Origin of the sequence: Microbacterium sp. P26 (assembly GCF_023712585.1) — a bacterium.
GTDB classification, from domain to species: domain Bacteria; phylum Actinomycetota; class Actinomycetes; order Actinomycetales; family Microbacteriaceae; genus Microbacterium; species Microbacterium algihabitans_A.
This window is the reverse complement of record NZ_JAMAXZ010000009.1, coordinates 51,365-71,805: the sequence shown is the minus strand read 5'-3', so window position 1 is coordinate 71,805 and position 20,441 is coordinate 51,365. Positions and strand designations below refer to the sequence as shown.

The 20,441-nt window shown below is 72.2% G+C and carries 17 protein-coding genes; 10 read left to right on the top strand and 7 right to left on the bottom strand.

Annotated features, from left to right (window positions below):
• The first annotated feature begins 138 nt into the window (after positions 1–138).
• A complete protein-coding gene (locus M3667_RS15925) occupies positions 139–2,727 on the top strand; it encodes a LuxR family transcriptional regulator (protein WP_251509469.1) in 2,589 nt (862 codons plus the stop codon).
• 34 nt (positions 2,728–2,761) lie between these two features.
• Here the strand turns inward: M3667_RS15925 and M3667_RS15920 are convergent, their stop codons facing one another.
• Positions 2,762–3,937 (bottom strand): MarP family serine protease, encoded by a 1,176-nt coding sequence (locus M3667_RS15920; RefSeq protein ID WP_251509468.1) that lies wholly within the window; start codon positions 3,935–3,937, stop codon positions 2,762–2,764.
• A 231-nt stretch (positions 3,938–4,168) separates the two neighbouring features.
• Here M3667_RS15920 and M3667_RS15915 point away from each other — a divergent pair, with 231 nt between their 5' ends.
• From M3667_RS15915 to M3667_RS15890, 6 genes are read left to right on the top strand one after another with little or no spacing between them, the layout of a single operon-like run.
• A complete protein-coding gene (locus M3667_RS15915) occupies positions 4,169–4,903 on the top strand; it encodes an NUDIX domain-containing protein (protein WP_251509466.1) in 735 nt (244 codons plus the stop codon).
• A 12-nt stretch (positions 4,904–4,915) separates the two neighbouring features.
• The gene (nadA, locus tag M3667_RS15910) at positions 4,916–6,247 is read left to right on the top strand and encodes a quinolinate synthase NadA (protein WP_251509464.1); all 1,332 of its coding nucleotides are present in this window, start codon (positions 4,916–4,918) and stop codon (positions 6,245–6,247) included.
• Entirely contained in the window at positions 6,244–7,857 is a 1,614-nt protein-coding gene (gene nadB, locus M3667_RS15905) for an L-aspartate oxidase (RefSeq protein ID WP_251509462.1), read from the top strand. The genes nadA and nadB overlap by 4 nt, the downstream gene beginning before the upstream one ends.
• Positions 7,851–8,708: a carboxylating nicotinate-nucleotide diphosphorylase gene (gene nadC / locus M3667_RS15900; protein ID WP_251509460.1), complete on the top strand. Its 858-nt coding sequence runs from the start codon at positions 7,851–7,853 to the stop codon at positions 8,706–8,708. The genes nadB and nadC overlap by 7 nt, the downstream gene beginning before the upstream one ends.
• A complete protein-coding gene (locus tag M3667_RS15895) occupies positions 8,705–9,835 on the top strand; it encodes a cysteine desulfurase family protein (RefSeq protein ID WP_308196482.1) in 1,131 nt (376 codons plus the stop codon). The genes nadC and M3667_RS15895 overlap by 4 nt, the downstream gene beginning before the upstream one ends.
• Positions 9,832–10,728 carry a glycosyltransferase family 2 protein gene (locus tag M3667_RS15890; RefSeq protein WP_251509458.1) on the top strand — a complete coding sequence of 299 codons (897 nt, stop codon included), beginning with the start codon at positions 9,832–9,834 and terminating at the stop codon, positions 10,726–10,728. Before M3667_RS15895 ends, M3667_RS15890 begins: the two co-directional genes overlap by 4 nt.
• A 580-nt stretch (positions 10,729–11,308) precedes the next feature.
• On the opposite strand, the gene M3667_RS15885 is transcribed toward M3667_RS15890, so the two are convergent.
• Positions 11,309–13,246, bottom strand: a complete 1,938-nt coding sequence (locus M3667_RS15885) for an ABC transporter ATP-binding protein (RefSeq protein ID WP_251509594.1) — start codon at positions 13,244–13,246, stop codon at positions 11,309–11,311.
• A 208-nt stretch (positions 13,247–13,454) separates the two neighbouring features.
• On the opposite strand from M3667_RS15885, the gene M3667_RS15880 reads away from it, so the two are divergent.
• Positions 13,455–14,948 (top strand): MDR family MFS transporter, encoded by a 1,494-nt coding sequence (locus M3667_RS15880; RefSeq protein ID WP_251509456.1) that lies wholly within the window; start codon positions 13,455–13,457, stop codon positions 14,946–14,948.
• A 244-nt stretch (positions 14,949–15,192) separates the two neighbouring features.
• On the opposite strand, the gene M3667_RS15875 is transcribed toward M3667_RS15880, so the two are convergent.
• Positions 15,193–15,330, bottom strand: coding sequence for a hypothetical protein (locus tag M3667_RS15875; protein WP_251509454.1), 138 nt, complete (start codon positions 15,328–15,330; stop codon positions 15,193–15,195).
• A gap of 146 nt (positions 15,331–15,476) precedes the next feature.
• On the opposite strand from M3667_RS15875, the gene M3667_RS15870 reads away from it, so the two are divergent.
• Positions 15,477–16,025 (top strand): type 1 glutamine amidotransferase domain-containing protein, encoded by a 549-nt coding sequence (locus M3667_RS15870; protein WP_144835217.1) that lies wholly within the window; start codon positions 15,477–15,479, stop codon positions 16,023–16,025.
• Positions 16,026–16,255: 230 nt separating this feature from the next.
• Here the strand turns inward: M3667_RS15870 and M3667_RS15865 are convergent, their stop codons facing one another.
• Both M3667_RS15865 and M3667_RS15860 read right to left on the bottom strand, forming a co-directional pair.
• Entirely contained in the window at positions 16,256–17,071 is an 816-nt protein-coding gene (locus M3667_RS15865; RefSeq protein WP_251509452.1) for a DNA-formamidopyrimidine glycosylase family protein, read from the bottom strand.
• Positions 17,072–17,084: 13 nt separating this feature from the next.
• A complete protein-coding gene (locus tag M3667_RS15860) occupies positions 17,085–18,500 on the bottom strand; it encodes a flotillin family protein (protein ID WP_251509451.1) in 1,416 nt (471 codons plus the stop codon).
• A 173-nt stretch (positions 18,501–18,673) separates the two neighbouring features.
• Between M3667_RS15860 and M3667_RS15855 the strand changes: the two genes are divergently transcribed.
• Complete coding sequence (locus M3667_RS15855; RefSeq protein ID WP_251509448.1) at positions 18,674–19,084, top strand: glucose-6-phosphate dehydrogenase; 411 nt, start codon at positions 18,674–18,676, stop codon at positions 19,082–19,084.
• A gap of 58 nt (positions 19,085–19,142) precedes the next feature.
• Here M3667_RS15855 and M3667_RS15850 read toward each other — a convergent pair whose 3' ends face one another.
• Positions 19,143–20,111: an aldose 1-epimerase family protein gene (locus tag M3667_RS15850; RefSeq protein ID WP_251509446.1), complete on the bottom strand. Its 969-nt coding sequence runs from the start codon at positions 20,109–20,111 to the stop codon at positions 19,143–19,145.
• A 140-nt stretch (positions 20,112–20,251) separates the two neighbouring features.
• Positions 20,252–20,422 (bottom strand): CsbD family protein, encoded by a 171-nt coding sequence (locus M3667_RS15845; RefSeq protein ID WP_074697048.1) that lies wholly within the window; start codon positions 20,420–20,422, stop codon positions 20,252–20,254.
• Between the last annotated feature and the right edge of the window lie 19 nt (positions 20,423–20,441).

The window sequence follows — 20,441 nt, the reverse complement described above, 5'->3', positions numbered from 1 at the left end:
TGTTCGCTGGCGGCGGACTGTCAACCCCTAGGTGGAATCCACCTACTGGTGGGTGGCCCTCTGGGTGACGGGGTTTCAACGCGAACCGGCCGTCTTTGCGCCGACCGTCCTCCGCCGCACGGCATACTGATCGACGTGATGAGCGCGGGTGCCCCCGGCGGCGACCGGGCCGCCCTCCTCGCCGATGACATCGTCGCCGGTCGAGGCCGCGCCTGGCTCGTCGAGGGGGTTCCCGGCGCCGGCGCGACGCGCCTGGTCGGGCGCATCGCCGACCTGCTCGAAGGACGAGGCTTCGATGTCGTGCGCACCTCGGCGATGCCGGAGCTCAGCGGCATCCCGCTCGCCGCCCTCCTCCCCCTGGTCTCGCGCGAGCCCGGCGGAGATGTCGACGAGCAGCCCGCGCACCGCCTGCAGCGCGTGACGACCCGACTCGCGGGCACCGCGAAGACCACGGTCCTCCTGATCGACGGAGCCGCCTGGCTCGACGAGGTCTCGGCAGCGGCCGTTCACCAGCTCGTCCGCTCGTACGGCGTCCGGGTGCTGCTGACGGCCCGCATCGGCCAGCCCCTGCCCGCAGCCCTCCGACGCCTCGGCGATGAGGGGCTGCTCGAACGCCTCGGAGTCCCGGCCCCGACCGAAGACGAAGCGGTCGCGCTGATCGAGCGGGTCGTCGGCCGCCGCGTCGCGGCCCCGAGCCTCGTCGCCCTGCTCGATCGGGCCGGCACGCACCCGCTGTTCCTGGCGCTTCTCGCCGAGCAGTCGCTGCGTTCGGGACTTGCCCGCCCGACGCCGCTCGGCGTGGACCTGGGCCGCCCGGCGCCACCGAACCGCCTCCGCGAACTCGTCGCGGACTGGGCGGATCTCGTCGCCGACGCGCATCGAGAACCGCTCGCACTGCTCTCGGTCGCGACCGTCCTCCCCCGCGACGCCCTCCCCGAAGGCAGCGTCGCGGCCCTCACCGAGGCGGGGCTCGCCATCGGCACCCCCGACCGCGTGCGGATCGTCACCCCCCTCGTGGGCGAGGTGATCACCGAACGGATGCCGATCGACCGGCGCCGCGCCCGCGCAGCCCGCGCCGCAGAACGGTTGGCCGGTCACGACGACGCGCAGAGCCGAGTGACGCGCGTCGTCCTCACCCTCGACGACGAGACGCCCCCGCCCACCGCCGAGCTCGCCTGGGCCGCCCGCACCTCCACCGCGATGGGGCATCACGCGCTCGCCGTCTCGCTGGGCTCGCGCGCGCTGCAGCTGGCCGCCGAGCGCGAGGAGCCGGTGCCGGTCGACGCGGTGATCCTGCGCGGGGAGTCGCTCTGGTTGCTCGGTCGGCACGACGACGCCGATGTGGCGATGCAGTCAGCCGTGGAGGTCGCCGACGACGATGCCTCGCTCGCGCTCGCCGCCTCCCGCGCGGGTTCGTACTGGTCGCTGCGCCGGCAGGATCCGCCGCGCGCGTACCGCGTGACCGGAGACGCTCTCGAGCGGCTCGACGACCGCGAGGCGAAGGCGTTCCTGTCCACCAGCATGACGAAGTGGCGCATCATGCTCGGCGACCTGCCGAGCGACCCCCTCGCCGGCGGTCGACTCGGCCCAGACAGCGCGGGTGCGGCCGTCGCGTCGCTCGATCCGATGCTGTCGGCCGCGCTCGCTGCGTGTCTCGCGGGCGACACGGCCACGGCACGCGCGGCGATCGCCACCGGACGCCCCTACGCGCAGGCCGCACTCGCCGTCATCCGGCATGCGAAAGAGCTCTTTGACTACGCCGAGGCGTTCGCCGACTGCGCGGACGGCGACCTCGCGACAGCGCGCGACTCCTTCCGCGCGCACGCCGGACACCGCGTCAGCGAGGCGATCGGGATCTGGACGCTCGGCGTCGCGTGGACCTCCTTCATGCAGGGCGACGCCGACGGCGCCCTCGTCCACGCCCGCGAGGCGACGCACGAGCTTGCGTGGCGCGACCTGCTCGCCTTCGAAGGCCTCGCGATCGGCACGCGCGCCACGATCGCCGCGTGGCTCGGCCGTCCCGACGAGGCCCAGGAGTGCCTCGCCCGCCTGACCCCCGGAATGCGCGCCCTCGTCATCACCGACCTCGAAGCGGCCCAGGCCGAGTCGTGGCTCGCGTTCCGTGCCGGTGAGCCGTCGCCCGCCGCGGCGGTCGAGCGCGCCGTCGAGGCCGCCGAGGGGCGGCACCACGACTGGTGGCTCGCCCTGTCGGCGCTGAGCGCCATCCGCATGGGCCAGCCCTCGGCGGTAGGCGCGGTGCTGCGCCGCCTGCCCGCCCGGCACACGGGAGCCACCGTGCGCCTCATCCTCGCCTACGGAGACGCGCTCGAGCAGGGCGATCCCTCCGCTCTCGTCGCGGCTGCGCAGGGACTCGAGACGGCCGGTTTCCTCGCGGCCGCCTACGACGCGGCCCGCCAGACCCTCGCCCTCGGTGCGCACCCCGACGCGGCATCCGCCGCCCGTCTCGCCCGCGTGATCGTCACGCGCGTCGGCGCCGTGCTCTCCCCCGCCCCCTCGGCGCGATCGGGCATCGCCGACCTGCTCACCGCGCGCGAGTGGGCGGTGGCCAGCGTCGCGGCCACCCGCGCCCGCAATCGCGAGATCGCCGAGAGTCTGGGCCTCTCGCACCGCACGGTCGAGAACCACCTCTCCGCCGTGTACCGCAAGCTCGGCGTGAGCGGGCGCGACGAACTGCGAGAAGTCGTCGCCGCTGCCGCGACCGCCTGAACCTCCGGGTCGTGCACCGCGCGACGCGGCGCCGCTACTCCCGCGTGCAGGTCCCGGATGCCACGGGCGTCGACAACGCGTCGATCTGGGCCATCACCGGCTCGAGCTCGGCGGGGGTCATGGCGTAGCCGACGTTGTCGTCGGTGTCGGAGCGGGCGAACACGATGCCCGCGACCTGGCCGTCGGTGGTGAGCAACGGCCCGCCGGAGTTACCGGGGCGCACGATGCCGGCGATCGCGTAGATGTCACGGGGAGCGGAGCTGTCGTCGTAGATGTCAGGGACCGGGACCGTCCCTTCGGAGATCACCTGTGCACTGCCCGAGGTGAACGGACCGCCACCGGGGTAGCCCTGCACGACGGCGGCCGACCCCACGGCGAGCGCCGACGAGATCGGCAGGGCCCGCGCGTCGAGCTGGTCGACCGAGACCACCGCGATGTCGTCGATCGGGTCGAAGTAGACCACGCGGCCCTCGCGCGCCGGCTGGCCGGGCAACTCGACCAGGGGCGCGTCGACGCCCGCGACCACGTGCGCGTTGGTGACCACGCGGTCATCGGCCACGACGAAGCCCGACCCGCTCGAGGTGACACCGCAGGCGTAGGCCGTGCCCGAGACGCGAGCAACCGACTGCGCCGCCTGCGTGAGCGCGGGGTCGTCGAGGGCGATCGAGGGCGTGGTGGGCACGGGCCCGATCTGGATGAGGTCGGGGAAGCGCGGAATGCCCCCGGCGAACACCTGACCGCGCAGGTCGCCGAGAGCCGTCCGTACCGGCGGCGGGGTGAGGTCGTCGATCGTGCGGACGACGACCGACGAGCCGAGGGCCGCCGACACGACCGGAAGGCCCACGGGAGTGAGCGCGCCCGCGACGAACGAGATGACGAGGCTGGCCGCGGCGACGTTGACCACCCCGCCCAGCAGCCGCTCGGGAACGCGCAGCTTGATGCGGTCGGCGCCGCGGCGGAAGAAGCTGCCGACGCTGCCGCCGAGGAACGCGCCGAGGAACAGCAGGAGGGTACCCGCGGCGATCATCGCGGGTCCGCGCCACGAGGAGTCGGTGACCCACTGCCCGACGAACGGCGTCGCCCAGTACGCGGCGAGCGCACCGAGCGCGAGGCCGGCGAAGAAGCCGATGGTGGCGAGGAAGCCTCGGGAGAGGCCTGAAACGAGCGCGATCGCCAGCAGGACGATCAGGGCGATGTCGACGATCGGCATCCGGACCTCCTGAATCCCTTCGAGGCTAGGACGCGCATCTGAGAGAACGCTTTCGACGCGCGGGCCGGCGCGGCCGGGCGGTGCTGCCGGGCGGTGCTGCCGGGCGGCGCGGCCGGGCGGTGGCCCGGGGCCACGCCGCGCACCCCGCCCCTCCCCTCCCACGCCCGCGCCCGTCACCGCCGCGCAATTCGCCCTTCGAGTCGAAACGACACTAAGATCGACACCGGAGATATGGTCACCATGACACGAACCCCTCAGCCCGAGTCCCGCGACGCCGATGTGCGCGTCGCGGTGTCGACCGTGATCTTCAGCGTGCGCCGTGACGCCGACGACGAGCCCGTCCTCTCACTCCCGCTGGTGCGCCGCACGCGCGACCCCTTCGACGGACGGTGGGCGCTGCCCGGCGGCTGGCTCGACGCGACCGAAGAGCTCGACGCCGCGGCATCCCGAACCCTCGCCGAGACCACCGGCCTCACCCCCAGCTACCTCGAGCAGCTGTACGCGTTCGGAGCGGTCGACCGCTCCCCCACACGCGTCGTCTCGATCGTGTACTGGGCGCTCCTGCGCTCCGACGAGGTCGACGCCCAGGTCGCCGCGCACGCCCGCGAGGGTGACGCCCCCGAGAACGTCGAGTGGTTCGATGCGACCGACCTGCCGACCCTCGCCTTCGACCACAACGACATCGTCGAGTACACGCTGTGGCGCCTGCGCAACAAGGTCGGCTACAGCCGCATCGCGCACGGCCTGCTGCCCGACGAGTTCACGCTCGCGGACCTGCGCGAGGTGACCGAGTCGATCCTCGGCAAGCGCCTCGACCCGGCGAACTTCCGCCGGCAGGTCGACACGTCCGACACCCTCATCCCGACCGAGCGCTTCCGCACCGGAAGCCACCGACCCGCCCGCCTCTACCGCTACAACCGCGACGTGGAGCTGGCCGACCGCGGCCCGCTCCCGTCCCGTCACTGATCGGAAACGCCCATGTCCGCCACGCCTCTCACCCTGCAGCCCCGCCCCGCGATCGACCCCAGCGTCGATCACGCGATCCAGGCGATCGTCTCGGGCGCCTCGACCGATGCGACCTGCACGACCGACCTCGCCGTCGGCCCCTGGGACTTCGACACGCGCCCCGGCTACGGCCCCGGCTCGTCGATGGGCGACGTCATCCCGACGGGGGCGCCGCGCCAGGGCGAGTTGCCGCAGGAGTACCGCGACGCGTCCGACGACGAGCTCGACGCCCGCGTCCGCCTGGCGAAAGAGACGCTCGGCGACCGGGTGGTCGTGCTCGGGCACTTCTACCAGCGCGAAGAGGTCGTGCGTCACGCCGACTACGTGGGCGACTCGTTCCAGCTCGCGAACGCCGCGAAGGAGCGCCCCGAGGCCGAAGCGATCGTGTTCTGCGGCGTGCACTTCATGGCCGAGACCGCCGACCTGCTGTCTCGCCCCGACCAGGCCGTGATCCTGCCGAACCTCGCCGCGGGCTGCTCGATGGCCGACATGGCCGACATCGACCAGGTCGAGGAGTGCTGGGAGCAGCTCGAAGACGTGCTCGGAGACCTCGAGACCCCGGATGCCGAGGGCCTGGTCCCCGTGATCCCGGTGACCTACATGAACTCCTCTGCCGCCATCAAGGGCTTCGTCGGCCGTCACGGCGGCATCGTCTGCACCTCGTCGAACGCGCGGACGGTGCTCGAGTGGGCGTTCGCGCGCGGTCGTCGCGTGCTGTTCTTCCCCGACCAGCACCTGGGCCGCAACACGGCGAAGGCGATGGGCGTGCCCCTCGAGCAGATGCCGATGTGGAACCCGCGCAAGCCGCTCGGCGGCTCGACGGCCGAGGTGATCGAAGACAGCCGCGTGATCCTCTGGCACGGCTTCTGCTCGGTGCACCGCCGCTTCACCGTCGACCAGATCGACAAGGCCCGCGCCGAGCACCCAGGAGTGCGCGTGATCGTGCACCCCGAGTGCCCGATGGACGTCGTCGACGCCGCCGACGAAGCGGGATCGACCGACATCATCCGCAAGGCCATCGCCGCGGCGACCGAGCCCACGACCTTCGCGATCGGCACCGAGATCAACCTCGTGCAGCGCCTGGCCGCCCAGTACCCGCAGCACGAGATCTTCTGCCTCGACCCGGTCGTCTGCCCCTGCTCGACGATGTACCGCATCCACCCCGGCTACCTGGCCTGGGTGCTCGAGTCGCTCGTCGCGGGCGAGGTCGTCAACCGCATCACGGTCCCGGCCGACGTCGCCGAGCCCGCCACCGTCGCGCTCGAGCGCATGCTCGCGGCCAAGCCGAACGGCGCGGTGAAGTGACCGGCGTCGTCGTGGTGGGCAGCGGCATCGCCGGTCTCACGGCGGCGCTGCACGCGGCGGAGAACGGATGCCGCGTCACGGTCGTGACCAAGGGCGCGCTCCCCGAGACGAACACGCGCTGGGCGCAGGGCGGGATCGCGGCCGTCACCTCCCCCGCCGACACCGTGGCTTCGCACGCCGCTGACACGCTGACGGCCGGCGCGGGACTGAATGATCCGGATGCCGTGAATGTGCTCGTCGGCGAGGGTCCGGCCCGCATCGCCGAGCTCGTCGAGCGGGGCGTCGAATTCGATCGCGCCCCCGACGGCGACTTCTCGCGAGGGCTGGAGGCAGCTCACGCGGTGGCCCGCGTCCTGCACGCGGGCGGCGATGCGACGGGAGCGGAGATCCAGGCGGCTCTCGGGGCGGCCGTCCGTGCCGCCGGCATCGAGCTGCGCGAGCACGCGCTCCTGCGCGACCTGCTGCTCGCGAACGGCCGCGTCGTCGGCATCGAGCTCGACGGCGGCGAGCGCCTCACCGCCGATGCGGTGATCCTCGCCACCGGCGGGGCAGGTCAGCTCTACGCCCACACCACGAACCCGTTGGGGGCGACCGCCGACGGCATCGCCGCGGCGATCCGCGCGGGCGCCGCGGTGGCCGATCTCGAGTTCGTGCAATTCCACCCGACGGCCCTCGCCGTCGGTGCGCCGTTCCTCGTGTCGGAGGCCGTGCGCGGAGAGGGCGCGACCCTCATCGACGATTCCGGCCGCCGCTTCGCGTTCGATGCCCATCCCGACGGCGAGCTCGCCCCGCGCGACGTCGTGGCCCGCGCCAACGCGCGCGCGATGGCCGCGCAGGGCGGTCGACCGGTGCGCCTGAATGCCACCGCGATCGGCGGCGAGCGCCTCGCGCGGCGCTTCCCCACGATCGACGCCGCCGTGCGCGAGCGGGGGCTCGACTGGGGCCGCGAGCCGATCCCGGTGACCCCCGCGGCGCACTACCTGATGGGCGGGGTCGTGACCGACCTCGACGGGCGCACCACCGTGCCCGGGCTCTACGCGGTCGGCGAGACCGCCCGCACGGGCGTGCACGGAGCCAACCGCCTGGCCTCGAACTCCCTGCTCGAGGGCGCCGTGTTCGGTGCGCGCGCCGGCGAGGCGGTGGCTCGCGACACGGTCTGGTCCGTCGCAGCCGTCGCGCCCGTCCCCCTTCGGGAGGTTTCGGATGCCGCGGCCCCACCCTTCACGCGCGCAGCGCTCCAGCGACTGATGTGGACCGACGCCGGACTCATGCGCGACGCCGCGGGTCTCACCCGGGCCGCCGGTATCCTCGCCGCGTGGCGCACCGCCGGCGCAGCCCTCGGTGTCGAAGACGCCAACCTCCTGCTCGTCGCGTCGCACGTGGTCGACGCAGCGCTGCGGCGCACGGCATCCGTGGGTGCGCACTTCCGCTCCGACGCAGAGACCGGTTCGGTCGCTGCCCCGGCGGCCGGCGCCGACACTCGCGCCACCGCCGCTTCCGCTCCGGTCGAGGCCCCCGCGACCGACGGCGACCCGCGCGACCCCTCATCCGCCCGCGCGATCGCCGCCGCGGCATCCGCCCCCTCCCCCTCAAAGGTCCTCGCATGCTGAGCCGTTCCGCCATCGACCGAGTCGTCACCGCCGCCCTCGAAGAAGACGCCCCGTGGGGCGACCTCACGAGCGAGACGCTCATCCCCGAGACCGCCGTCGCCCGCGCGGAGCTCGTCGCGCGGGTCGAGGGCGTGTTCAGCGGAGCCGCGGTGTTCGCCGCCGCGTTCACCCTCACCGACCCCTCGACCTCCGTCGAGCAGCGCGTCGCCGACGGCGAGCACTTCGCCCCCGGTGACACGCTCGCGGTGGTCACCGGTCCCGCCCGCGCGGTGCTGACCGCCGAGCGCATCGGCCTCAACTTCGTGCAGCGCATGTCGGGCATCGCGACCCTCACCGCCCGCTACGTCGCCGAGGTCGCCCACACCGGCGCGCGGATCGTCGACACGCGCAAGACCACGCCCGGCCTGCGCGCAATCGAGCGGCAGGCCGTGCGCGACGGCGGCGGTCACAACCACCGGTTCTCGCTGTCGGATGCCGTGATGGCCAAGGACAACCACCTCGCCGTGCTCACCGCTCAGGGACTGTCGGTGACTCAGGCCCTCGAGAGCGCCATCGCGCGGCTCCCCCACACCACCCACGTCGAGGTCGAGGTCGACCGCCTCGACCAGATCGACGCGGTGCTCGCGGCCGGGGTCGACACGATCATGCTCGACAACTTCTCGCTCGACGACCTGCGCACCGGGGTCGCCCGCATCGCCGGCGCCGCGCAGGTGGAGGCCTCCGGGGGCGTCACGCTCGAGACCGTCCGCGCGATCGCCGAGACCGGCGTCGACGTCATCTCGGTCGGAGCCCTCACCCACTCGGCATCCGCCCTCGACCTCGGGCTCGACATTCGCATCGAGACGGCGTGAGCCTCTACCTCGACAACGCCGCCACCACCCCCGTGCGCCCCGAGGTGCTCGAGGCCATGACCCCGTACCTCACCCGCTACTTCGGCAACCCGTCGAGCCATCACGAGGTGGGTGAGGCCGCGGCATCCGCCCTCGACGACGTCCGCCGCCGCGTCGCCGCGGTGCTGGGCATGCGTCCCGGAGACGTGCTGTTCACCTCGGGCGGCACCGAGTCGAACAACGCTGCGATCAAGGGGATCGTGCTGGGGTCGGGCCGGCGGCACCTCGTCACCACCGCGATCGAGCACGAATCGGTCCTCGCCTCCGCCGACTACCTGCAGCGCCTGCACGGCGTCGAGGTCACCCATGCTCCCGTCGACGAGACGGGGACGCTGACCCCCGATGCCCTCGCCGCGGCACTGCGCGACGACACCGCCCTCGTGTCGGTGGGCTACGCCAACAATGAGATCGGCACGGTGCAAGACGCCGCCGCGCTCGCCGCCGTCGCGCACGCCCGCGGAGTGCCCCTGCACCTCGACGCCGTGCAGGCGGCGGGGTGGTTGCCGCTGTCGGGGACGGGGGCGGATGCCGTGACCATCGCCGGACACAAGATCGGCGCCCCGAAGGGCACGGGGATCCTGGCCGTCCGCGGACGCCTTCCGTTCGAGCCGCTGCTGCACGGCGGCGGGCAGGAGCGCGGCCGCCGCTCGGGCACCCCCGATGTCGCGGGAGCCGTGGGGATCGCGACCGCCCTCACCCTCGCCGAAGCCGAGAGGGCCGAAGAGGCCGCCCGGGTCGGCGCCCTGCGCGACGCCTTCATCGCCCGCGTGCTCGCCCTCGTACCGACCGCCCGTGTGACGGGTCACCCCGCGCATCGCCTCCCCGGCACGGCGAGCTTCGTGTTCCCCGGCACCAATGGCGAGACCGTGCTGCTCGAGCTGGAACGGCACGGCATCGTGTCATCGAGCGGATCCGCGTGCGCGGCGGGCAGCGACGAAGCTTCGCACGTGCTGCTCGCGATCGGCGTCGCCCCCGACGACGCCCGCACCGCCGTGCGTTTCACGCTGCCGCACGGCCTCACCGCTTCTCTCGACGACGTGGCGGATGCCGTCGCCGCCGCCGTCACCGCCGTAGGATCGCGCGGGTGAGTTCCACCGCCGTCACCGTCATCGTCCCCGGCTTCGACGTCGCCGAGTACGCGGAGGAGGCCCTTGACTCCCTCCGCGCGCAGACGCACCCGCACTGGACGGCCGTGCTCGTCGACGACGGCTCCACCGACGACACCACCCGCCTGTTCGCCGACGCCGAGGCGGACGACCCGCGCTTCCGCTTCGTCCGCCACGACGAGCAGCGCGGACTCGGCGCCGCCCGCAACTCCGGCCTCGCACTCGTCGAGGCGCCCTACACCGCGTTCCTCGACGCCGACGACGTGCTGCGCCCCGACGCCCTCTCGCGCCTGGCCGACACGCTCGACCGCACCGGCAGCGCCTTCGTGGTGGGCGCGTACGTGCGTCTGCGTCCGGATGCCGAGGGCCCGGGCTACACCGCGAGCGAGGTGCAGCCGTGGGTGACGGCCGCCACCGACCCGGCACGCGAGGGCGTCTCGCTGGAGCAGCACCCCGCGGCATCCGGGAACATCGTCGCGTGGTCGAAGCTCAGCCGCACTCACTTCTGGCGCGAGCACGACCTGCGCTTCCCCGAGGGCCGCTACTACGAAGACCAGGTGCTCGCGCAGCGCATGTACACGCTGGCGCCCGCCTTCGACACGATCCCCGACGTGGTGGTCGAGTGGCGTCAGCGGCGCGACGGCGGCTCGATCACGCAGCGCCTCGGCGAGGTCGACGTGCTGCGCGACTACCTCGAAGCCCTCGGCGAGGGGATCGCGGTACTGCGCGCCGCGGGAGCCGACGCGGCCGTGCGCGAACGCGGGGCGCTGATCCGCACGCTGGACCTGCCGCCGCTCGAGCGCCTCGCCCGGACGCACCCCGACCCGGCGTACCGCATCGCGCTCGAGTCGTTCACGGCGACGCTGCCCGGCTGAAGCGCGGCGGAGCGCCGCCCGGGCCCTGCGCGCCGGGGCCCTGCGCCGCCCGGGCCCTGCGCCGCCCGGGCCCTGCGCCGCCCGGGCCCTGCGCCGCCCGGGCCCTGCGCCGCCCGGGCCCTGCGCGCCGGGGCCCTGCGCGCCGGGGCCCTGCGCCGCCCGGGCTTGGGATCGCGAGACTGCATCTCGCTGACATGTCGGTTGCAGGCTGACACCCTCTTGTCAGCGAGATGCATTCTCGCGCGCTAGACACCTCTGCGGGCCCCCCGCGCGAGGTGGCTGAGCGTGTCGAAGCCACCGTGATCGGACGTGGCGCGAGGTCTCTGCCTCGTACACAACGGCGGGCCCCGTGGACGACACACCGACAACGGATGCCGACACCCGGCGTCTCCGCGAAAAGCCCCCGCCGTTGCGCACACGACGCACGCCGCGGGGCCCAGACCCTTCGACAAGCTCAGGGTCCTCCCCCGCGCAGCGGCCCCTTCGGGCTCAGAGTCCCGCCTTCACCCGGGGTCGCGCCCGGGTGGCTGAGCTTGTCGAAGCCCCCGTGACCGGTCGCGACGCGAGGTCCTGCCGCGCGTCAGTCCGGAGCTTCGTCGGCGCGGCGCGAGGGAAGGGCCGCGCGGGCGAGACCCGCTGCGTCGAGCTGCTCTTCCGCGAGCACGAACGACGAGGCCAGCTGCTCGGCGGCGAGGCTCGCGTACAGGCCGCCCTGGGCCAGCAGTTCGCTGTGCGTTCCCGATTCGACGATGCGGCCGGCATCCACCACGTGGATCTGATCCGCGCCGATCACCGTCGACAGGCGGTGCGCGATCGACAGGGTCGTGCGGCCGTGCGACGCCGTCTCGAGGGCCTCCTGGACGATGCGCTCCGACACGGTGTCGAGGGCGCTCGTCGCCTCGTCGAGCAGCAGCACCGGCGGGTCTTTCAGCAGCACGCGCGCGATGGCGATGCGCTGCTTCTCGCCGCCCGAGAGGCGATAGCCGCGCTCGCCCACGACCGTGTCGTACCCGGCCTCGAACGATGAGATGACGTGGTGGATGTTCGCCGCACGGCAGGCGGCCTCGATCTCGTCGTCGGTCGCGTCGGGGCGGGCGTAGCGGAGGTTCTCGCGAACGGTGGCGTGGAAGAGGTAGGTCTCCTGCGAGACGATGCCGATCTCGTCGATGATCGACGCGCGGTCGAGGGTGCGCACGTCGGCGCCCGAGAACATCACGGCCCCGCCGCTGGCCTCGTACATGCGCGGGGTGAGATACAGGATCGTCGTCTTACCCGCACCGGACGGGCCGACGAAGGCGACGTGCTGACCGGGCTCGACCGTGAACGAGACGCCGTCGAGCGTCGGACGCGCCTGTTCGGGGGCGTCGGGGTAGCGGAACTCGACGTCGCGGAACTCGATCCGCCCGACCGGCCCGGGCGCCGCCGACACCGGCTTCGCGTCGGGCACGTCGACGATCGCGGGACGCAGGTCGAGGTACTCGAAGATGCGGGCGAACAGCGCCGACGAGGTCTGCACGTCGAGGGCGACGCGCATGAGGCCCATGAGCGGCATGAGCAGGCGCGCCTGCACGGTGGTGAACGCCACGATCGTGCCGGCGGTGATCGCTCCGGCGCCCCCGCCGATGAGGTAGCCCGAGACGAGGTAGATGATCGCCGGGACGCTCGACATGATGACCTGGACGACGGCGAAGAAGCCCTGACCACTCATGGCCCGACGCACCTGCAGGTGCACCTGGTTGTCGTTCTCGGCGTCGAAGCGTGCCGACTCGGTGCGCTGGCGATTGAACGACTTCGACAACAGGATGCCGCTGACGCTCAGTGTCTCCTGCGTGATGGCCGACAGCTCCGACAGCGACTCCTGCGTCTCGCCGGCGATGCGCGCGCGCACCTGCCCGACGCGGCGCTGCACGAAGATGAGGAACGGCATGAGCGCGACCGCGATGAGGGTCAGGCGCCAATCGATGAGGATCATCGCCACCAGCGAGGCGATCACCGTCACCGCGTTGCCGAGGATGCTCGTGACCGTGTTGGTCAGCACCCCCGAGACCCCGCCCACGTCGTTCTGCAGACGGGACTGGATGACGCCGGTCTTGGTGCGGGTGAAGAAGCCGAGCTCCATCGACTGCAGGTGGTCGAACAGACGGGTGCGCAGGTCGCCCGTCACCCGGTTGCCGACCGTGGCGGTGAGCCACGTCTGGGCGACGTTGAGCCCCGCTGAGAAGAGGAACAGCACGATCATGATGCTGACGAGCGTCGCCAGCAGCCGCAGATCGGGACTCGAGCCGTCGACGGGGAAGAGCGCGTCGTCGAAGATGCGCTGCACGAGCAGCGGGGGGATCACGGCCACGGCGGCACCGACGACCACCAGTACGGCGGTCCAGACGATGCGCCACCGGTAGGGCCGGAAGAGCTCGACCACGCGACGACCGAGGTTCGCGACCTGCGGTGCCTGCGCGTTGCGGCGACGCTGCGACTCGGCGTCCACGCCGCGGAACATGCTCCCGCTCATCCCGCCCATGCTCATGCGGGCCAGCCTACGTCCGACCACCGACACCGGCTCGCGAGGCCTCGATGTCGGAGCCTCTCGATAGACTCGGCGCGCCCGCCGCGGCGTCCGGAACGAGAAATGTCTCGATGTCGGAATATCCCACCGGCGGCCGCCGTTGCCCTCCCTGCAGTCGCCCGCGTGGCGCCACGAAGCCCCCCGTCTCGAAAAGGACCTCGTCATGGCCACCACCGGCACCGTCCCCGTCTCTCGGCCCAACTCCGCGCCCACTCCGGAGGCCTCGTCGCACCGCTCCGGCCCGGTGATCGCCCTCCTCGTCGTCGCCGCGTTCGTCGTCATCCTCAACGAGACGACGATGTCGGTGGCGCTCCCCGCGATCATGGCCGACTTCGGCGTGAGCGCCGCGACCGGTCAGTGGTTGACGTCGGCGTTCCTGTTGACGATGGCCGTCGTCATCCCCTTGACCGGCTTCCTCCTCGAGCGCTTCCCGATCCGCAACGTCTTCTTCGCCGCGATGGGGGTGTTCGCGGTGGGCACGCTCGTCGCCGCGATCGCGCCGGCGTTCGGGGTGCTGCTCGTGGGGCGCATCATCCAGGCGATGGGCACGGGCGTGATGATGCCTCTGCTGTTCACCACCGTGTTGAACCTGGTCCCCGCGAACAAGCGCGGCCGCGTCATGGGCGTCGTCACGATCGTCATCGCCGTCGCCCCCGCGGTCGGCCCGACGGTCTCCGGCCTCATCCTGTCCGCGCTCACCTGGCACGCGATCTTCTGGCTCATCCTCCCCATCGCCCTCGTGGCCATCGCGCTCGGCGCTCGGTGGGTCCGCAACGTCACCCAGACCCGTCCCGACGCACGATTCGACGTGCTCTCCGTGATCCTGTCGGCGATCGGCTTCGGCGGTCTGGTCTACGGCCTCAGCGCGATCGGAGAATCGGCATCCGGACACGCGTCCGTCCCGGTGTGGATCCCCCTCGCCGTCGGCGCCGTCTTCGTCACCGTCTTCGTGATCCGTCAGCTGCGACTGCAGCGCTCGGATGCCGCCCTGCTCGACCTCCGCGTGTTCCAGAGCCCGTCGTTCCGACTCGCGGTCCCGCTGGTCGCGATCGTGATGGCCGCGCTGTTCGGCTCGCTCATCCTGCTGCCCATCTTCCTGCAGCAGGCACTCGGCCTCTCCAGCCTCACCGTCGGCCTCATGCTGCTTCCGGGCGGCGTGCTCATGGGTGTCATGGCGCCGATCGTCGGCCGCCTCTTCGACCGTTTCGGGCCGACCCCCCTCGTCATCCCCGGCATGGTCATCGCGGCTGCCGTGCTGTGGACGATGGCACTCACCTTCGACCAGAGCACTCCCATCTGGTGGATCGTCACCGTGTACCTCGGGCTGAATCTCGGACTCGGACTCGTCTTCACCCCGCTGATGACCTCGGCGCTGGGCTCGCTCCCCCGTCGGCTGTACTCGCACGGCAGTGCCGTGGTGGGCACGGCTCAGCAGGTCGCAGGAGCCGCCGGCACGGCCGGTTTCGTCGCGATCATGACCGTGTTCTCGAGCACCGCCCTCGCCGGTGGCGCCGATCAGCCCGGCGCCGTCGCGTCGGGCGTGCACGTGTCGTTCCTCGTCGGCGCGGTCATCGCCACCGCCGCGGTCGTCCTCGCGTGCTTCGTCCGCAAGCCCGCGGAGGCGGAGGAGTCGGACGCTCCGGTCATCGCGCACTGAGGCGGGGGCGCAGGAGGTCGGCGCACCGGCCACCGAGCCCTGACGCGGAACGAGGCGAAGGAGTCGGACGCTCGGCTATCGCCTACCGAGGCGGAGACGGAGGTGCTCCGGCCACTGCGCACCAAGGCGGATTCGAGGCGGGCTCAGGCCCGTCTTGGCGTCGCCGCGGTCAGGCGGGAGCCGAACCGTCCGCACGACGGAGCGCAACGAACTTCCGCGGCTGGGCTGCCGCGTCAGCGCCGGATCAGATCGAGCAGGAGCCGCCGCCGCAGCACTGCGAGGCGGAGGGCTTGTCGTCGTCGGTCTCGACAGCGGGCGCGTTCAGCAGCGTGATCAGCGGCTTGGATGCGACGGCCGTGTCGGACGTGAGTTCACCGGACATGCGCTCGATCCTACGCCTGCGCGAGAGCGCGAGGGCCGCCGCGCGGGACTACCGCCGCCCCGCGGCATCCGCAACCCCCGCCTCGCCCGCGGCGGCCGTTCCTAGCGTGGGATCACCCCCGATCGACAACAAGAGAGGCGTTCGACATGACCGATCTCAGCGGAAAGCGCATCGCGTTCCTGGCCACCGACGGATTCGAAGACAGCGAGCTCACCAGCCCGTGGGAGGCCGTGACCTCCGCCGGCGCGGAGGCCGTGCTCGTTTCCCCGAACGACGGCAGCATCAGCGGCGAGAAGGGTCACGAGCAGAAGGTCGACCTCTCGGTCTCCGGTGCCTCTGCGGGCGACTTCGACGCGCTCGTGCTCCCCGGCGGCGTGCAGAACGCCGACGACATCCGCATCGTGAAGGACGCCGTGTCGTTCACCCGCGGCTTCTTCGACCAGCACAAGCCGGTCGCCGTCATCTGCCACGGCGGATGGATCCTCACCGAGGCCGACGTGCTGAAGGGCCGCACGCTCACCAGCTACCCGACGCTGCAGACCGACCTGCGCAACGCCGGCGCCACCTGGGTCGACGAAGAGGTGCACGTCGACCAGGGCTTGGTCTCGAGCCGCAACCCCGACGACCTGCCCGCATTCAACGCGAAGCTCGTCGAAGAGGTCGCCGAGGGGAAGCACTCCGGCCAGACGGCCTGAGCTCCCTGTTGACGAGGGCCCCGGACTCCGGTCCGGGGCCCTCGTCAACGCGTGAGGGGTCAGAAAATGTCGCCGAGGCGTGCTCCAGGCGACACTTCTTGCCCCCTCACGCGCGGGAAGACAGGCACGCGGGGCCGAGGCGTGCGCCAGGCGACACTTCTCGACCCCTCACGCGCGGGAAGACAGGCACGCGCGGCCGAGGCACGCGCCAGGCGACACTTCTCGACCCCTCACGCGGAGGACGACTGGCACGCGGGACACCACTGACCGCCGCCCTTGGTGCCGGGGATGTCTTCGACCACGCCGCCGCAGCCCGGACAGGCTTCGCCCGTGCGCCCGTGCACCTGCATCGCGGCGACCTTCGCGGCCTTCTGCTCGGCGATCGGCACTCCCCGTCGCGCGAGCACGGCCGAGGTCAAAGTGTCGTGAAGGGCTGCATGCAGCCGGGTGATCTCGTCGGCGCTCAGGCTCGCCGCATGCGCCGTCGGGTCCAGCCGCGCCGCGAACAGGATCTCGTCGGAGTACGCGTTGCCGATCCCGGCCAGCGTCTCCTGCTCCTGCAGCAGGGCCTTCAGCTGCTTGCGCCGGCCGCCGAGCGCGGTCACGAGCATGTCGCGCGAGAACGCCGGGTCCGCGGCATCCGGACCCAGCTTCGCCACCGCGGGCACCTCATCGGCGGCATCCACCACGTGCAGTTGCACGGAGAGCCACTCACCGGCGTCGGTGATGCCCAGGATGCCGTCGTCGAACGCGACCCGCGCGATCACCGCGGCCGCGGAGTCGATCTTTGCGGCCCCCGCGTCCTGCCAGGTCGCCCATCCCGCCCGACCGAAGCCGAGCGCGAGGTGCGCCCCGTCGAGGTCGAGGTCGATGTGCTTGCCGAACCGCGTGACCGCGGTCACCCGCCGGCCGACCACCTCGTCGAGGGGGCGGGCACGCGTTTTCAGCGCCCGCCCCTCGACGAGGTCGACACCGACGACCTCATGACCGGTGAGGCGCTCGCGCAGGAACAGCGCGAGCGCCTCGACCTCGGGTGCCTCGGGCATGTCGGCGCTGCTCTCAGGCTCCGGGCTCGGATGCCGTGGGGGCGATCGACGGCGCCGAGGACGCGGGCGTGGTGCCGGTGGCGGCCGGCCGCTGCGTCGACTCGGCGAAGGCGTCGGCCATCGCGCGGCCCTGGATGATCTGCGTCAGGTCGATGCCGGTGGCGGCCTTCACGGCCTCGAACGACGAACGCAGGCCCGTCGCCGACTCGGTCGCGAGGTGACCGCTGGCCCCCTCGCCGCCGAGCACGGTGATGTTCCCGACGCGGTCGTAGCCCTTGGCGAACTCCGCCATCATGGGCACCAGCGACTCGAGCGCACGCTGGGCGAGCAGGGCCTCCTGGTTGTGCGACAGGGCCTCGGCCTCCGCGCGGATCGCCTCGGCACGAGCCTCACCGGCGAGGCGCACCGACTGCGCATCGGCCTCGGCGCGCACGCGCACGGCGGCGGCTTCCTGCTCGGCGATCTGCGCACGGGCCTGAGCGGCCTTGATCTGCGCGTACGAATCGGCGTCGGCGTCCTTCTGACGCTGGTACAGGTCGGCGTCGGCGACGCGGTTGACCTCGGACTCGAGGCGCGCCTGCGTGTTCTGGGCCTCCTGCTCGAGCACCGCCTGGCGACGCTCGGCGCGGGCGAGGGCTTCGGCCTGCTCGGCCTCGGCGTTGGCGCGGCCGACCTCGGCCTTGGCCGCGGCGCTGTTCTTGTCGAGCTTGGTCTGCTCGATCAGGTTGGCCTCGTCGGTGGCGATCTGGCGGGCGCGGATCTCGCGCACGGCGTTGATGCGGGCGACCTCGGCCTCGCGCTTGACGCGCTCGACCTCGGTGGCGCCGAGCGCCGAGATGTAGCCGTTGCTGTCGGTGACGCCCTGGATCTGGAACGAGTCGAGGATGAGGCCCTGCGACGACAGATCGCCCTTGATGCCCTCGGCGATCTGGTCCGACAGACGCTGACGATCGCGCATGAGTTCTTCGACGGTCAGCGTCGCGACGACGCCGCGCAGCGCACCCTCGAGCTGCTCGGTGGTGAACTGCTCGATCGCCTTGTCCTGCGAGGCGAAGCGTTCGGCCGCGCGGCGCACCTGTTCCGGGTCGGACCCGATCTTCACCAGGGCCACGCCGCTGACGTTGACCGTGACGCCGTTCGACGACTGCGCGGTGGGCTCCATCTTGATCTGGCGGGCCCGCAGCGAGATCATCTCGCCGCGCTGGGTGAGCGGGTTGACGATCGCTCCCCCGCCGGTGATCACCGTGATGCGCGACGACTCGCCGTCGGCGCCCTTCTGCCGCTTTCCGACGATGACCAGGGCTTCGTCGGCCTTGGCGACGCGGTACCACCCGCGGACGACGAGGGCCAGGACCAGGATCACGACGATCGCGACCACCACGACGATGACGGCGATCAGACCGACTGCTCCGAGAGCGGCGAGTTCCATGCTTCTCCTTCGACGGGTGCCGCGAACCGCGGCACGGGGGAATTGCTCCCAACCTATCCGGGGGGCTCCGGCCGCTGTCCACCCCATCCGCGCACGATCGCGTCCCCCGACGGGCGGCCAGGAGCGTACCGTTGAAGGTGAGGCGGCCCGAACCGCCCGAAGAAGGGTCCCCCATGAAGATCGTCTCGTCGCAGGACTGGCGCGATGCCATCCGCTTCGATGTCCCCGTGCTGGTCGCCGACGTCGTTCCGGGCGAAGCCACCCGCTGCGTCGCGTGCGGTGCCGACGGCCCCCTGTACGACCGCACCGAGCTGTGGGCGGTGAAGCACCAGCACCCCAAGCACCACGGCGGCTTCGTCCGCTTCTACTGCGAGGCGCACAAGCCGGTCGCTCCCCCGCCGCCGCCCGCTCCGACCATCGAGGCTCGACGCGCACGCGCCGCGTCCGCCCCGAAGGAGCGTCGCACCCCGAGCTCGAAGCCGATGCTGATCACCGACCGCCCGACGCGCACGATGTGCCCCGACTGCTTCGTCGAGGTCTCGGTCGGCGGCGACTGCGGCATGTGCGGCGCCCAGGTCGTCTGACCGCCTGAACGACAGAACCGCCCCGGATCACTCCGGGGCGGTTCTGTCGTTCAAGGGCTCAGCGGGCCGAGATAGTCCAGCCGGCCTCGTGCGAAGCACCGGGGTCGAGCGAGACGACGCCGGTGGCGAAGTCGTACGCGTCGTCGTTGAACGCATCGGGCGCGCACGTCATCGGTTCCACGGCGAGGCCGGCGCGGTGTCCGGGCGTGCCAGGACCGGCCGGGAGGTCTGCGGTGTGGATCTGCACCCACGGGCAGTCCGCACCCCAGCTCATGGCCACGCCCGTGCCCGACGGGTCGGTGAGCGTGACGGTCGTGCGGGCGCCGGCATCCGGGATCAGACCCGTGTACGCGTGGTCGATCTCCACGGCGCCGAGCACTCGCGGTTCACGGAAGTCGAATCGCTCGGCGTCGGAGGTGACGGATGCCAGGGCCACCGGCGCCAAGCGGTCCGGGGTGACCTCCAGCACGGTGTCGGCCGGCAGGCCGAGGGTCCACTCGTCGAGGGTCGCGGGTCCCGCGACGAGGTACGGGTGCGGCCCGGTGCCCCACGGTGCGGGGGTGTCCGACAGGTTGGTGGCGCGCACGGTCTGCGTGAGGCCGTCGGCATCCAGCGAGAACGTGGTCGACACGACGACCCACCACGGGTAGCCGGCCTGCGCGGTGATCGTGGCGACGAGGGTGACGGAGTCGTCGGTCGCCTCGCGGACGTTCCAGTCGACCCACGACAGCAGTCCGTGCAGGGCGTGGCCGCGGTTCGGCTCGGTGAGGGGCAGCTGGTGCTCGACGCCGTCGAAGTGATGGATGCCGTCGACGACGCGGTTCGGCCACGGCGCGAGCGTCGTGCCGCGGTAGGCGGGACGCAGTTCGTCTGCGGCGAAGGGGACGACGAGGTCGCGACCCTCGAAGGTGAGGGAGCGGAGGGAGGCGCCCACGCTCGCGATCGCGGCTTCGTAGCCGTGGGCGCGCAGGACGACGGGGGTGCCCGAGACGAGCGTGGGCGTCTCGGTGGGAACGACAGCGGTCATGTCGCCATTATCCCGGTCGGCCTCGCTGCCACCCGCCACGGGGCGCGCCGTGGCGGGCACCGCCCGGGTCGGCGCGATGTCGTCCGAAAAGACGAAGTGCCCCCACCCGCGAGGGGTGAGGGCACTTCGGGGAGGGCGACTTACTTGAAGGCGTCCTTGACGTTCTCGCCGGCCTGCTTGGCGTGGGCCTTGGTCTGGTCGGCCTGACCTTCGGCCTCGAGGCGCTCGTTGTCCGTCGCCTTGCCAGTGGCTTCCTTCGCCTTACCAGCGATGTTCTCCGCGGCGTTCTTGATCTTGTCGTCGAGTCCCATGTCGGCTCCTCCCTGTGGT

Bases quoted from the DNA above. Each gene is read 5' to 3' on its own strand.
- M3667_RS15855 (WP_251509448.1), top strand. From the start codon at position 18,674: ATGAAGATCGTCTCGTCGCAGGACTGGCGCGATGCCATCCGCTTCGAT.
- M3667_RS15925 (WP_251509469.1), top strand. From the start codon at position 139: ATGAGCGCGGGTGCCCCCGGCGGCGACCGGGCCGCCCTCCTCGCCGAT.
- M3667_RS15915 (WP_251509466.1), top strand. From the start codon at position 4,169: ATGGTCACCATGACACGAACCCCTCAGCCCGAGTCCCGCGACGCCGAT.
- M3667_RS15920 (WP_251509468.1), bottom strand. From the start codon at position 3,937: ATGCCGATCGTCGACATCGCCCTGATCGTCCTGCTGGCGATCGCGCTC.
- M3667_RS15875 (WP_251509454.1), bottom strand. From the start codon at position 15,330: ATGTCCGGTGAACTCACGTCCGACACGGCCGTCGCATCCAAGCCGCTG.
- nadA (WP_251509464.1), top strand. From the start codon at position 4,916: ATGTCCGCCACGCCTCTCACCCTGCAGCCCCGCCCCGCGATCGACCCC.
- M3667_RS15865 (WP_251509452.1), bottom strand. From the start codon at position 17,071: ATGCCCGAGGCACCCGAGGTCGAGGCGCTCGCGCTGTTCCTGCGCGAG.
- M3667_RS15845 (WP_074697048.1), bottom strand. From the start codon at position 20,422: ATGGGACTCGACGACAAGATCAAGAACGCCGCGGAGAACATCGCTGGT.
- M3667_RS15885 (WP_251509594.1), bottom strand. From the start codon at position 13,246: ATGGGCGGGATGAGCGGGAGCATGTTCCGCGGCGTGGACGCCGAGTCG.
- nadC (WP_251509460.1), top strand. From the start codon at position 7,851: ATGCTGAGCCGTTCCGCCATCGACCGAGTCGTCACCGCCGCCCTCGAA.
- M3667_RS15860 (WP_251509451.1), bottom strand. From the start codon at position 18,500: ATGGAACTCGCCGCTCTCGGAGCAGTCGGTCTGATCGCCGTCATCGTC.
- M3667_RS15850 (WP_251509446.1), bottom strand. From the start codon at position 20,111: ATGACCGCTGTCGTTCCCACCGAGACGCCCACGCTCGTCTCGGGCACC.
- M3667_RS15880 (WP_251509456.1), top strand. From the start codon at position 13,455: ATGGCCACCACCGGCACCGTCCCCGTCTCTCGGCCCAACTCCGCGCCC.
- M3667_RS15870 (WP_144835217.1), top strand. From the start codon at position 15,477: ATGACCGATCTCAGCGGAAAGCGCATCGCGTTCCTGGCCACCGACGGA.